The 13259-nt window shown below is 47.1% G+C and carries 10 protein-coding genes; 9 read left to right on the forward strand and 1 reads right to left on the reverse strand.

The window, feature by feature from the left end; translation table 11 throughout:
• Window positions 1-114: 114 nt before the first annotated feature.
• The 8 genes from KI362_RS17540 (at window position 115) to KI362_RS17575 (ending at window position 10642) form a co-directional block, all read left to right on the forward strand.
• Window positions 115-1341, forward strand: a complete 1227-nt coding sequence (locus KI362_RS17540) for a M20 metallopeptidase family protein (protein WP_301629165.1) — start codon at window positions 115-117, stop codon at window positions 1339-1341.
• A gap of 28 nt (window positions 1342-1369) precedes the next feature.
• Window positions 1370-2209, forward strand: a complete 840-nt coding sequence (locus KI362_RS17545; protein WP_301629036.1) for an enoyl-CoA hydratase/isomerase family protein — start codon at window positions 1370-1372, stop codon at window positions 2207-2209.
• Window positions 2199-3035 carry an enoyl-CoA hydratase/isomerase family protein gene (locus KI362_RS17550; RefSeq protein ID WP_301629038.1) on the forward strand — a complete coding sequence of 279 codons (837 nt, stop codon included), beginning with the start codon at window positions 2199-2201 and terminating at the stop codon, window positions 3033-3035. Before KI362_RS17545 ends, KI362_RS17550 begins: the two co-directional genes overlap by 11 nt.
• 22 nt (window positions 3036-3057) lie before the next feature.
• Complete coding sequence (locus tag KI362_RS17555; RefSeq protein ID WP_301629040.1) at window positions 3058-4266, forward strand: L-serine ammonia-lyase, iron-sulfur-dependent, subunit alpha; 1209 nt, start codon at window positions 3058-3060, stop codon at window positions 4264-4266.
• 529 nt (window positions 4267-4795) lie between these two features.
• Window positions 4796-6259, forward strand: a complete 1464-nt coding sequence (locus KI362_RS17560; RefSeq protein WP_301629042.1) for an Msr family ABC-F type ribosomal protection protein — start codon at window positions 4796-4798, stop codon at window positions 6257-6259.
• A 223-nt stretch (window positions 6260-6482) separates the two neighbouring features.
• Window positions 6483-7583, forward strand: coding sequence for an FAD-binding protein (locus tag KI362_RS17565; protein WP_301629043.1), 1101 nt, complete (start codon window positions 6483-6485; stop codon window positions 7581-7583).
• Between the two features lie 84 nt (window positions 7584-7667).
• Window positions 7668-9938: a glycoside hydrolase family 3 N-terminal domain-containing protein gene (locus KI362_RS17570; protein ID WP_301629045.1), complete on the forward strand. Its 2271-nt coding sequence runs from the start codon at window positions 7668-7670 to the stop codon at window positions 9936-9938.
• A 137-nt stretch (window positions 9939-10075) separates the two neighbouring features.
• Window positions 10076-10642 carry a dihydrofolate reductase family protein gene (locus KI362_RS17575; protein ID WP_301629047.1) on the forward strand — a complete coding sequence of 189 codons (567 nt, stop codon included), beginning with the start codon at window positions 10076-10078 and terminating at the stop codon, window positions 10640-10642.
• A gap of 359 nt (window positions 10643-11001) precedes the next feature.
• Here KI362_RS17575 and KI362_RS17580 read toward each other — a convergent pair whose 3' ends face one another.
• Entirely contained in the window at window positions 11002-12399 is a 1398-nt protein-coding gene (locus tag KI362_RS17580) for a transcriptional regulator (RefSeq protein WP_306432846.1), read from the reverse strand.
• Between the two features lie 192 nt (window positions 12400-12591).
• On the opposite strand from KI362_RS17580, the gene KI362_RS17585 reads away from it, so the two are divergent.
• Window positions 12592-13215, forward strand: a complete 624-nt coding sequence (locus KI362_RS17585) for a nitroreductase family protein (protein ID WP_301629051.1) — start codon at window positions 12592-12594, stop codon at window positions 13213-13215.
• The last annotated feature ends 44 nt before the right edge of the window (window positions 13216-13259 follow it).

Here is a 13259-nt window from a genome sequence, read left to right on the forward strand (position 1 = left end):
TCTCTTGACAGCGGATAAAAATGCCAGTACGATAAATGTGTTCTTAAAAAGTCTTAAAATGTGAAGGGGGAATGTTTCTCTGTTCTTAGGTTCATTCAATTTGTGTTTTGGGAGATGTTCATTGTGATTGAAGAAGCTGAAGACTTCTTGAGTAAGGCCCATCAGCTGCAGGAAAAATTGGTCATGTACAGGCATCATCTTCATGCGATTCCGGAGCTTGATTTAAGTTTGCCCAGGACAGCTGCTTATGTGAAAGAGGTGTTGGAGTCCATGGGATTTGAGCCCACTCTCGTAGGAGAATCAGGTCTTATGGTTACGATCGGCGGACAGCATGCCGGAAAGGTGCTTCTTCTTCGTGCGGATATGGATGGGCTGCCCATTCAAGAAGAAACGGATCTTTCTTTCGCATCGTTGAACGGAAACATGCATGCATGCGGTCATGACTTGCATACTTCCATGCTGCTCGGAGCTGCGGAGATCCTGAAGGCCAACGAAGGGCAGCTTCACGGGACGGTTAAGCTTATGTTTCAGCCGGGTGAAGAGACTCTGCATGGGGCCAAGATGATGCTTGAAAGCGGAATTCTCGATAATCCCAAAGTGGATGCAGCCATGATGCTTCATGTGTTGACCGGAATGCCCATTCCTATCGGGCAATTTGTAGTGCCTGAGGCTGGTGGAGCGATTTCAGCTTCCTCGGATTGGTTCGAAATCATCATCCGCGGTCGGGGCGCACATGGAGCCATGCCAGAGGCCGCAGTGGACCCCTTAAATGTGGCTGCTCATCTTCATCTGGCACTGCAGGGTATCCTTAGCCGTGAAATTTCGCCAATTGATAATGCAGTTCTTACCATTGGCGTGATGGAAGGCGGAAGTACAAACAACGTAATTCCCGATACGGCCAGATTGAAAGGCAGTGTGCGAACATTTAACACCGCATTGCGGGACAACATGGAAGCCCGAATCCGCGACATTTCTGCAGGTATCGGAGAAACCTTTCAGGCAAAGATGGATGTGATCTATACGAGGGGTTGTCCTGAGGTGAAAACGGACAGCGGGCTTAACCAACAAATGAGAACTTCGATTGCAAATACCTTTGGCGCCGGTTCCTATATCGGTATAACTGAGCTGGTACCCGGTGGTAAATTAATGGGATCGGAAGACTTCGCATTTGTATCACAAGCGGTGCCAAGCACCACAGTGTTTCTTAACGCAGGCAATACCGAGGAAGGTTATGGTTACCCTGTGCACCATCCCAAGACGATGTTCTCGGATGAGGTGCTTTATAAAGGGGCTGCTGCTTACGCTGCTTTTGCCAGAGATTGGCTGGATAGTAATAGGTAATATCTAAACCAAACTAGGAGGAATTGAAATGGAAGAGAGACGTATGATTGGACCCACCAAATTTGAAGAGTACTCGGAGAAATATAAGGAATTTCTATTAATGACCCGCCGTGACGGAATCATTGAAGTGCGGCTTCACACCGACGGAGGGCCGTACAAGCATAACTGGGAAGCCCATACCGCATGGTCCCATGCCTGGTCAGATATTGGCCGCGACCCTGAAAACGAGGTCATGATTATTTCCGGAACGGGGGATAAATGGGTAATCGGGGACCCGGAGGTCTGGAATACAAAATTTATGGATTGGCCGAAGCAAAAGAAGCTCGAACAGTATCATGAATCACTGAGACTGCTTGAGAACTTGATCTTCTGCATTGACATCCCGACCATCGGGGCGGTCAACGGGCCGGGAACGCACTGTGAACTCGCAACGCTCTGTGATATTACTATTTGTACAGAAGACGCGGACTTTTTTGATCCGCATTATCTGGGAGGCACGCCTCCCGGAGATGGAATGCTGCTTACACTGCAGAATATGATCGGTTTCAAGAAAGCAGCATACTACGCATACACCGGCAAGAATATCAATGGTCAAACCGCCTTGGACCTGGGCATCGTTAGCGAAGTCCTGCCCCGCGAGCAGCTTCTTCCCCGCGCATGGGAGCTTGCGGAGATGATTATGCAAGCACCGCGTTCAACCAGACATCTGTCTCACTCCATTATCTCCCGTCCATGGAAGCAAGCCTTAGTCAGTGATCAAGGGTTCCAGCTTGCACACCAAATGTATGACATGGCCATTGATGAAGAAGGGGTTCTGGAGCGGCTGAAAAAAATGCAAGGACGTCTAATAGGCAAAGATGTTCAATAGAGATATGGCGGGACCTACACGATTCGAGGTATACTCGGAGAAGTACAAGGACTTGTTCTTCATGACCCGCCATGACGGCATACTCGAAGTGCGTATGCACACTCGCGGAGGACCGCTTCAATTTGACTGGACGGCTCAAGCTGCCTATGGCAACGTATGGTCCGATGTTGGCCGTGACCCTGAGAATGAGGTGATGATCCTTACAGGGACTGGAGATTTGTGGCAAATAGGCAATCCTGAAGTCTGGACAACCAAATTCATGGATTGGCCGAATCGCCGGAAGCTGGAGTTCTACCATGAATCGCTCAGAATGATTGAAAATATGATTCATTGCCTCGACATCCCCACGATTGGGGCGATCAATGGCACAGGCTCACACTGGCAACTGGGAACGCTTTGTGATATTACCATTTGCGCTGAAGGCACAGCGTTTTTCGATGCCCACTACTTGGGCGGTGTACCTCCTGGAGATGGAATCGTCTTAGCACTTCAACAAATACTGGGAACCAAGAAAGCGACATACTATGCATACACGGGCATGAACATGAATGCCCAGACGGCATTAGACCTCGGTCTGGTTAGCGAGGTGCTGCCTCGTGAACAGCTTCTTCCCCGTGCGTGGGAGCTGGCAGAGATGATCATGCAGGCACCCCGCTCTACAAGACAGCTTACTCATTCGATTGTGTCGCACCCGTGGAAAAAAGCTCTTGCAAAGGATCAAGGTCTTCAGCTTACTCACCAATTGGTTGACATGGCTATTGATGAAGAGGGGATTTATGAGAGGCTGATGAAGATCAAGGAACGTTTTCAGCGGAATGGGCGATAGCCAGAAAGGATGTAAGGGTGCGATGAGATCGTTGACTGAACTCTATAAGATTGGCAGTGGACCGTCCAGCTCCCATACCATGGGACCGGAGAAAGCGGCCAGAATCTTCAAATCAGAAAATGAAGACGCAGACCAATTCAAGGCGTTGATTTATGGTTCCCTTGCCAAAACAGGCAAAGGCCATATGACGGACAAGGCCATTATCAGAGCACTGTCACCCGTTCCAACGGAGATTGAATTTGTTCCACAAGCAGATTTTGTTCTGCCCCATCCCAATACCATGGACTTGTTCGCTTACAAAGACGGGCGGCAAACCGCCTTCATGCGTGCTGTCAGTATCGGCGGCGGGGACATCGTTATTGAAGGGCGGGAGGAGAAGCTTGGGCCTGATGTTTATCAAGAGAACAGCTTTGCCGAAATCAGTGCCATTTGTAAAGCGAATCATATCCGGCTGAGCGATTACGTCGAGCAGTGTGAAGGCAAACAGATATGGGACTTCCTCCAAGGGATTTGGGAAGCGATGAAGCGTTCGATCGACGAAGGGCTTTCCGTCACAGGTATTCTGGAGGGCGGTCTCCAGGTCGAACGAAAGGCGAAATATCTCTATCATCAGGGGCATATGGATGAGAGCCCGGAGACGCGGGAGAACCGGATCGTCAGCGCATACGCTTTCGCCGTCAACGAACAGAATGCCGCCGCCGGCACCGTCGTAACGGCCCCGACCTGCGGAGCCAGCGGTGTCGTGCCAGCCTCACTCCGTTATATGCAGGAAAAGATGCAGGTCCCGGACGAACAGATCCTCCGGGCTCTGGCCGTCGGCGGGCTCATTGGCAACCTGGTCAAGCAGAATGCTTCCATCAGCGGCGCTCAGTGCGGCTGCCAGGCGGAGGTTGGCACGGCTTGTTCTATGGCAGCAGCCGCACTGGCTGAATTGTCCGGAATGGAGATCGGCCAGATTGAGTATGCGGCGGAGGTTGCCATGGAGCACCACTTGGGGTTAACCTGTGATCCGATTAACGGACTGGTTCAGATCCCTTGCATTGAGCGGAATGCTGTGGGTGCGATGCGGGCGATCAATGCGCTGAGCCTGGCCAAATTCTTGTCTGGTACCCGTAAGATATCTTTTGATCTGGTTATACAGACCATGTATGAAACAGGCTTGGACATGAGCAGCCGTTACCGTGAAACTTCAGAAGGCGGGCTCGCTAAGCTCTACAGAATGGACAGTTAAATGATACTGTCATGATGATGGGGCATGAATTCCATACTTGTGTAATTTTGCGGTAAATGGGGGAGATGCCTCTCTAACCCAATGAGGCACAGAACAGAACCTGTTTGGGTTGACAACCTGAAGAACTCCATGTTAAGATTCACATCATAAATTGAGGAGGCACGTTATCTATGACACATTCCATGCGCATTCGATAAGCTGGCAATAAAAAGCTGATTTTTCCGCAATTGTGGGCTTTTTTGCGTTGCTTATTTTTACGTATGGAGAGACATAGATTACGATATAGATAGCTTATTTGGCTATGCCTTGTATCGACGTGTCCTTATTCGTGATGAATGCAGATCTAAGTCCACATAGTGGTTTGGATCTGTATTTTTTATTGCCAAAACAAATAATAACCAATAAAAATACGAAAGGAGTTAACACGATGAGATACATGCATTGGTACTTCTTCATATAATCCTCCCTTCTTAAATCGCAGGTGATCCTGCGAACATGAAAACTGCGATTTCAGAAGGAGGTAACCATAATGAATGCATTAATTAACGCAAAAGAGGTATATGTGGAATATTTAGGACGTGAGGTATTAGACATTGATCATTTGGAGCTTCATGAGTATGACCGCATCTGTCTGGTCGGTGCGAACGGAGCAGGCAAGAGCACATTGCTAAAAGTATTGCTGGGTAAAACGCCAGTAACACATGGGAAAATCACGAGGGAAGGCAATTTCACCTACATCCCGCAGCTGGATGATGTCGTGGTACAAGAGGAAGTGGATCACGCATTAATGGGTAAGCTTGGGGTAGCCAGAGTTGATATGGAGCATATGAGCGGCGGGGAAGAAACACGGTTGAAAATTGCACAGGCTCTGTCCGGCGGGGCACATGGCATCTTTGCCGATGAACCGACGAGTCATCTCGATCGTGAGGGTATCGAATTTTTGATTAACCAGCTCTCCTTTTACACGGGTGCTTTGCTTGTTATCAGTCATGACCGGTATTTCCTTGATCAAGTGGTCGATAAAATCTGGGAATTGAAGGACGGAAGGATTAACGAGTATTGGGGCGGATACTCCGATTACTTGGCCCAGAAAGCAGAAGAACGGAAAAATCAGGATGTCGAATATAAGCAGTTTATCGCTGATCGGGATCGGCTGGAGAAAGCGATCGCCGAGAAAAAGAATCAGGCTCGGAAAATCGACCAGAAAGAAAAAGGAACTTCAAGAAAAAACAGCTCGGAAAACGGCGGTCGGCTTGCCCATCAAAAATCGGTGGGCAGCAAGCAGAAGAAGCTTCATAATGCCGCAAAAAATATGGAACAACGAATCGAAGCGCTAGGTGATGTGAGACCTCCAGAGGCGGTTCGCACCGTCCACTTCCGTCAGAGCAAATCTTTGGAGCTTCACAATCCGTTTCCGATTACGGGAAAAGAGATTAGTAAACAGATTGGTGAAAAGTTCATTTTTGAGAAAGCGTCTTTCCAATTTCCGCTTGGTGCCAAGATAGCGGTAACGGGCGGTAATGGTGCGGGGAAAACCACGCTCTTCAAAATGATCCTCAATCGTGAAGACGGTATCCTCCTATCGCCAAAAGCAGAAATCGGCTACTTCGCGCAAAACGGCTACAAGTTTGACCGCAATCAGGGCATCATGGAATTCATGCAGGAAGACTGTGATTATCAGGTGTCGGAAATTCGCGCTGTACTGGCGTCTTTGGGATTTTCTCAGCATGATGTGCGCAAACAGCTGTCGGTATTAAGCGGTGGCGAAATCATGAAATTGCAGCTCGCAAAAATGCTGCTAGGGCGATACAATATCTTGCTTATGGATGAGCCAAGCAATTTTCTCGATCTTCCTACCGTGGAATCGCTGGAACATTTGATGAAAAGCTACGCAGGCACCATCATTTTCATCTCGCACGATGCCCGCTTGGTGGAGAACGTCGCCGATCAGGTATATGCCATCGAGGAGAAACAGATCATTCGGAAGAAATAGCGTAGGTTGACTGGAAGCAACCTGAGCCTGGGTTAGAACAGGCTTAGGTTGCTTTCTTTTTTTCATGTGCAGCCCATTTTGTCCAATCTCGAGAGTAATCACTTGCAGTTTTTATTGATAAACAATAAATAATATATGAAATACAATAATTAATTATTGTTTTAATCTGAAACTGAGCTATAATAAACTCAAATTGAATGAACATATTAAGGAGAGTGTAAGGATGAACCATTATGATGTCGCCATTATCGGATTGGGACCGGCAGGCTCCATCCTGGCTCAGTTGCTCAGCAAGGAATTTCGCGTGATAGCCATAGATATGAAATATACTTATGATCAAGGCTTTCAGAAGCCTTGCGGCGGTCTTCTATCGTCTGATGCTCAAAAGGCGCTTGCAGAATTGAACTTGACGCTGCCCAAGGAGGTAACCGTAGACCCGCAGATTTTTGCCGTCAAAACCATTGATCAGGAGCGGGAGCTTATTCGCCACTATCAGCGGACTTATGTCAATGTGGACCGGCATAAATTCGACTTATGGCTGAAGTCGCTTATTCCGGGACACGTAGAGGTTCATGACCATTCGCGGTGCTCTGCTGTGGAGCGGGTGGACTCCGGTTATCAGATCACGTTTCACGAGAATAAAATAAAACATGTGATTACGGCCAAGCATCTGGTTGGTGCAGACGGGGCGAATTCTTTGGTGCGGCGCTTCTTATATCCGGATAAAAAGATACGCACCTACATGGCCATTCAGCAGTGGTTTCCCGAGCAGCACGACTCGCCGTTCTATTCCTGTATTTTTGACGAGAAGATCACGGACTGTTACTCCTGGTCGATTTCCAAGGATAATCACTTTATCTTTGGCGGCGCTTATCTTATGGATAAGCCGAGGGAACAATTCGACTTGCAAAAGGAGAGAATCCAGAGCATCGGATTCCAGTTCGGAGAACCGATCAAGACAGAAGCATGCATGGTACTGCGGCCGTCTTCCTTTCATGACTTTAGCTGTGGAAGGGATAATGCATTCCTGGTTGGCGAGGCGGCCGGCTTCATAAGCCCAAGCTCGCTGGAAGGGATCAGTTCGGCTATCAATAGCGCGCGTACCCTGAGTGAGGTGCTGAATGCCCGCAGCCTGCAGCCTAACAAAAGTTATCAATTCAAAACGCTTCCCATTCAAATGAAAATGTATGCCAAGCTGCTAAAGTGCCCATTCATGTACCATCCTTTCTTGCGCCAACAGATTCTAAGGAGCGGAGTGCAGAGCATTTCCATGCAGCCAGGGCATGAAAAGATAAGGCATTCATTAAGAGGAAGCAGGATTTAGGACGAACGAACAGGTTGCAACGCAACAAATGATCCATCGAGGGCGTCTATCATTCATATTAAGAACAGCTGAGAGGTACAACAGATGAAGCTAAAAATGATAACGATCCTCAATGCCGTACTCGGCTCCATGCTGATATCGGTAGAAATTGCGGCGGCAGAACAACCGTTCTCCGATCTGCAGTCTGTGAAGTGGGCAGAAGACAGCATTAACTATATGGCGAAAAGGGGAACTGTTGCCGGATCCGGTAATGGGCAATTTATGCCCGAGCGGCATGTGACCAGGGCGCAAGCCGTGACCTTCCTGGTACGAGAGCTTTATCCGCAGCAGCTGCAGGCAGGCGGAGGAGCTTCAGGTTATTCCGATGTTCCAACGACGCATCCATTTTATCGGGAAATAGCTATTGCGGCGAAAAACGGGCTGGCAAGCGGATTGCCTGACGGCACCTTCCAGCCGGATACGGCAATGAGCCGCGCAGAGACGGCTGCATTCCTTACCCGGGCCTATTCGTTGGCGGTCGGCAAGCAATCCGCAAGCTTGAAAGATACAGCGGATCATTGGGCGGCAGCGCCTATTCGCATCATGAGCTCCAACGGATTGATCGGCGGATATACGGATGGCACCTATCGGCCGGATCAGCCTGTAACACGGGCGGAATTCTCCGTCTTTCTGGCGCGGGTGATTCGCTTCGAACGTGAGGCTGCCATTCAGGCGCAGGATTGGGATAAGCTGATTTCTTATATGACCGTCAGCGAACAAGTAGGGCAAATGCTTATGCCTGACATCAGGCAATGGAAGGGTCAAGTGACAACAACGGTCAATGAGGGCTTGAAACGCAGCATTCATGATCAGGATTTGGGCGGGCTCATTCTTTTTGACAAAAATATAGTAGACGTACGACAGGTTACAACGCTCACGCATCAGTTGCAGATGGAAGCTGGGGACATTCCGCTGTTCCTGGGCATCGATCAAGAAGGGGGCGTAGTTAAGCGAATTCCCGGCGGTACGAATCTGCCAGGTCAAATGGCGCTTGGCGCAGCGGGTGACACTGTCCTGACCGAAGCGGCAGGAAGGCTGACTGGGGAAGAGCTGAGGGCGCTCGGGCTGAACATCAACTTCGCCCCGGTATTGGACATTAACAGCAATCCCGACAACCCGATCATCGGGATGCGTTCCTTTGGCTCCGATGCGGAACTGGTATCACAGCTTGGGGCAGCCACGATAAAAGGCTTGCGTCAATCCGGAGTCATCGCAGCGGTCAAGCATTTTCCGGGGCATGGAGATACATCGGTAGATTCCCATCTTGGACTGCCGGTGCTGACTCATGATCGCGAACGGCTTGATGCAGTGGAACTGAAGCCATTTCGGGCCGCGATCGAGAACGAAGTGGAGATGATTATGACTGCACATATTGCTTTTCCGGCAGTAGATAACGAGCAGGTTATATCGCTTAAGGATGGAAGCAGCGTGCCGATTCCCGCTACATTATCACAAAAAGTGCTGAAAGGACTGCTTCGCGAGCAGTTGGGTTATAAAGGCGTCATCATTTCGGATGCGTTCACGATGAATGCAATTTCGGAGCACTTTGGGGAACATCAAGCGGTGGAACGTGCAATTGCCGCAGGCGTCGATGTCATCCTTATGCCTCAGGATCCGGCAGCAGCTCATCAGTCGCTGGTTCAAGCGGTAAATAGCGGAAAGCTCCCGGTTGAAACCATCCATGACTCGGTCAAACGAATATTGGAGCTTAAATCAAAATATGGCTTGTTCGATCGCAGCGACAGCCTTGCGAATAAATTGGCTTCGCTGAACGATGTAATTGGCTCCAAGGAGCATCGTGCGGTAGAGCGGGAAATTGCAGAGCGAGCAGTCACTGTATTGGCCAGCCGCGACGGTAAGCATCCGGATCAAATACATCAAGGAGACCGGGTAGTAATTGCTACTGCCGATAAAGATCAAGCAGAGCGGTTGAAGAGACAGCTGATCCAGGCGTCTGGCAGTTTATCGCTGAAGACGGAAATTGTTGTTATCAGTCAAGGAAAAGCCACGGAAGCATTTCAAGCTATGGAGCAGGCGGATTACGTTATCCTCGCCTCATACCAGTTTCGCAACGTGGCCAGCCAGTTCGGCTGGACCGATGTTCAGACCATCATCGACAAGCTGAATAAGCAGAGTAAGCGGTACGCGCTACTGTCGCTGGGTAACCCGTATGAGATGATCCATTTGCAGAATGTCCGTTCGGGACTTGCCGTTTACGGCAAGCAAGAGCCCAATACCAGCGCCGGAATCCAGGTGCTGCTTGGCCAACTGGAGGCCGGAGGCAGACTGCCGGTAACTGCTGTCAGAAGAAAATAAAGTATTAGACTTACGCCTACTGACTAAGCTAACGGGCAGGATAGTTAAAAAGATACCATTTATGTTATATATATGACGCAAGGTGACATATTAAAAATCTATAATGGGTGGTAGATCAACGAAAGGAGTAACAAATTATGAAACGAAGAATACTTTTAGATTTAGCAGTTACTTTAGATGGTTTTATTGAAGGGAAGAATGGGGAAGTTGATTGGTGCATCACGGACTCTGACATGGGGTTTATTGATTTCTTAAATCAAATTGATACTATTTTATATGGAAGAAAAAGCTATGATTTATGGGGAGAATTTACTCCAGAAACTGAATTTACTGATACTGAAAAAGAAATGTGGGGATTATATCATAGTAAAGAAAAATATGTGTTTTCCAGGACAAAAAAAGGGACTGATAATAAAGCAATATTCATAAATGATAATATTCTTGAAGAAGTAAATAAATTAAAGAATAAGCCTGGTAAAGACATGTGGCTATATGGTGGAGCAAGTCTCATTACAACTTTTATGGATTTAGGGCTTGTTGATGAGTTTAGATTATCTGTGCACCCTGTTATTTTGGGAGAAGGAAAACCTCTGTTTATAGATATAAAACAGAGGTTGAATTTAAAAATGGTTAATACAAGAACATTCTCCTCTGGCGTTGTGCAACTAATCTATCATTTGAATGAGAAAGAGGAACGTCCTTGAGCCTTTTTAATGACAGAAAAACCACCGGAATCAAACCCTTGGAATCCGGTGGTTTTAGCTGATATGTAAATTATAGCGAATTGCTCTCTAAAAATGATGATAGAGACTGGAATTAACCTCCAACATGCCAGCCAAACGTCCCCATAAGTGGTCCTGAACTTACTCCTACACTTACCACCAATACGAATAGAAAATTAATGGCGCGCAGCAGAACGTTCTTTTTCATGGCCATCCCCCATTTCCACTAAACATTTTGGATTTGTCATTTTGCTTCGAATTAACCTCCAACATGGAAGTCGAACGTCCCCATAAGTGGTCCTGCACTTACTCCTACACTTACCACCAATACGAATAGAAAATTAATGGCGCGCAACAGAGTGTTTTTTTTCATGGCCATCCCCCATTTCCACTAATTGATGATACTCTACTTTCGATTCGGCAGACGCAACGTTTCTAAAACGTTCAAACAATCTCATACACCGAAGTATAGAGCTTTCGTTATTTATTATAGTAGATTTTTTCAGGCCATGCATCAATGATTTAAAGCCTTGTTCATAATCCTCTCTGAATAAGTAATAATCGGCTAATTCACACAGCAAACCAACGAGCTTATTATCGGTATTTTGTTGGTTATAGATTTCGTTTACTTCCTGTTCCAGTACCTTAGAAAACACGCTTTCAAACTTAGTAAGAATATGATCGACGTTAATCTTGTACCGGTTAGCTACTATCATGATATTCCATAAACCCGTGAGTATTTCATTTTCCTTCTTTTCAAAGTAACTCACGTATTCCGGAAGCAACGCTAGATCGCCAGCCATTAACTTAGTCAACAAAATATTCGCTTGAGTCCATTCCTGAAATAGGCTCTTCCAGTATAGTGTTTCTTTATCCGCCTCTTTAACCCATTCTAAATCGGCGGCTTCACTGAGAATTTGCAGAGCCAATTTATAATCTCCTTGTTCATAATAAGCGTTACTTATTAGCATATTACCAAAGACAACATAAAAAAATAATGGCCTGGGCAGCTTAACAAAGCCTTGATCCAACTTTTTTCGGGAGTGGGACAAAGAGTACTGAATTTCAGCCAACTGCTTTAACTTTATGCAAACTTTTTTGACCTTATCCCAGCGACGCAAAGAACGATAAGTATCCGCCAAATTCTTCAATGCATCCAGTTGGTCGATTTCATCAAGCCGCTCTGCGAAAGGCTCAAACTGGATTGCTGCCTGGTAGTTTTGTTCCTGATCGGAGCCAAGTCTAGTTAGGAACAACTTGAACTGGCAATAGGCCAACCGCTCTGAATGCTGACTTTTTTCGCTTAGAGCTACACTCTCGTAAAGAATCGCTGCTGCCATCCGTTTTCCTTGTGCAATTAAATCTTCTGCTGCCTCAAACAGGGGAGATGAATATAATGGGTTATCCAGCAATAGATTTACGATTTGCTTAATGCAATCCAGCTTGTCCAACTCTGCGCACCGGTACAAGAAAGGTTTGATTCTGCGCCAATTCGGCGCTGCTCCATTCAAATTCTCCTGGATGTACTGCTCATAAAAATGCCCATCGGGCAGATTCATCGCTCTAGTAAGCCGGTCCAGTTGATGCACGGAAAGCACTCGCTGACTGTGTAAAATAGCACTCATCGTGCCCGTATTCAATCCGGCCTGCTTGGATAGTTGACTTAGATTTAACCCATTCTGTTTTGAGAATTGCTCCAGCGCTCCGAGAATCGTGGTTGTATTTTTCAAACTAACCACCTCTGATAAAATTTGGGAATATATTATAAATATAACCATTCTTTGAACGATGGTCAATATTGGAAGTATATCGAAACTCCAAGATTGCACTAGTCGCCTTTGGATTCTTGACAAGTTCAGGCCACTGGCGTAGCTTTAGAAGTGTATTAGTTCACAAACATCATACACATCATACACAAGGAGGCTATACATATGAGTGACTTCCAATCGATCATTAAAGATAGAAGATCGGCCAATCGTTTTGTCGAAGGGATTGAGATTCCCCAAAGTGATTTGGAAGAAATATTTAGCTTAAGCAAGTTTGCTCCATCGTCCTACAATCTACAGCACACGCACTACTTGGTTGTAACAGATCGCGCCAAGATTGAAGAAATTTACGAGCGCACGCATCAACAGTACAAGATCAAAACGGCTTCCGCAATTATTTACGTCCTGGGCGATGTCAAGGCACACCTTAAGGCGGCTGACTTAAATGAGGGTCTGAAAAATCTTGGCGTTCTGAGCGACCAGGAGTACAATGCCGTAGTTGAACAAACGATTCAGTTTTATGAAAGCAAGGGAGACACCTTCCAACGTGAGGATGCGATCCGAAATGCCAGCATTGCAGCCATGCAACTGATGCTAATCGCCAAGGATCTGGGCTGGGACACTTGCCCGATGCATAGCACAGAGGATGCGGTTTTTAAAGAAATGTTCGATGTATCGGACAATCTGATTCCGGTCATGATGATCGCTTTGGGCAAGTCGGCACCGGAAAGCTTCCGCCCGCGCGGCTACCGCAAGCCGGTTAATGAATTTGTTAAATATTACAACTAATCATTAAAGCGGGTTGGATCAGGAGAAAATGTCCTCGATCCAAC

The sequence above is a fragment of the Paenibacillus apis genome (assembly GCF_018333295.1).
In the GTDB taxonomy this organism is placed as follows: Bacteria; Bacillota; Bacilli; order Paenibacillales; family Paenibacillaceae; genus Fontibacillus; species Fontibacillus antibioticophila.

Bases quoted from the DNA above. Each gene is read 5' to 3' on its own strand.
- KI362_RS17575 (WP_301629047.1), top strand. From the start codon at position 10,076: ATGAAACGAAGAATACTTTTAGATTTAGCAGTTACTTTAGATGGTTTT.
- KI362_RS17565 (WP_301629043.1), top strand. From the start codon at position 6,483: ATGAACCATTATGATGTCGCCATTATCGGATTGGGACCGGCAGGCTCC.
- KI362_RS17545 (WP_301629036.1), top strand. From the start codon at position 1,370: ATGGAAGAGAGACGTATGATTGGACCCACCAAATTTGAAGAGTACTCG.
- KI362_RS17570 (WP_301629045.1), top strand. From the start codon at position 7,668: ATGAAGCTAAAAATGATAACGATCCTCAATGCCGTACTCGGCTCCATG.
- KI362_RS17555 (WP_301629040.1), top strand. From the start codon at position 3,058: ATGAGATCGTTGACTGAACTCTATAAGATTGGCAGTGGACCGTCCAGC.
- KI362_RS17550 (WP_301629038.1), top strand. From the start codon at position 2,199: ATGTTCAATAGAGATATGGCGGGACCTACACGATTCGAGGTATACTCG.
- KI362_RS17560 (WP_301629042.1), top strand. From the start codon at position 4,796: ATGAATGCATTAATTAACGCAAAAGAGGTATATGTGGAATATTTAGGA.
- KI362_RS17540 (WP_301629165.1), top strand. From the start codon at position 115: ATGTTCATTGTGATTGAAGAAGCTGAAGACTTCTTGAGTAAGGCCCAT.
- KI362_RS17585 (WP_301629051.1), top strand. From the start codon at position 12,592: ATGAGTGACTTCCAATCGATCATTAAAGATAGAAGATCGGCCAATCGT.